We start from the raw sequence: 354 nt of genomic DNA, 5'->3' as shown, positions 1-354 counted from the left end.
GACCTTAGGCTGCATCGATTTGGGCAGCTTGTTCAACACGTTTGCGGTCTTATGCACCCAGCAACGCTGATGACGACAGCCAGGATAGGTCTTGGTCATCGCTTTCCAGAACCCCAACGCACCATCCCCAATGGCCAGCTTAGGCGCTACATTGAGGCCGCGCCCGCGCAGGCCAAGCAATAGTTCCTCCCAGCTTGCGGTCGACTCTCGGAAGCCATCCTCAACTGCCACCAGTTCCTTGCGGCCATGCTCTGTTACTCCGATGATCACCAGCAGGCACAGCCGGTCATCCATTCGTACGTTGCTATGCACACCATCCGCCCAAAAGTAGACGTAACGTTTGTTGTTCAGGTC

At 56.2% G+C, this 354-nt stretch carries 1 protein-coding gene; it reads right to left on the bottom strand.

Going from position 1 to position 354, the window contains the following annotated elements; genetic code table 11:
• On the bottom strand, positions 1–354 hold a 354-nt coding region (locus JW499_RS21885), incomplete at both ends, for a transposase (protein ID WP_205212542.1).

The organism is Amphritea pacifica (assembly GCF_016924145.1).
Taxonomy (GTDB): Bacteria; Pseudomonadota; Gammaproteobacteria; order Pseudomonadales; family Balneatricaceae; genus Amphritea; species Amphritea pacifica.
This window is presented reverse-complemented; position numbering and strand designations above follow the sequence as displayed.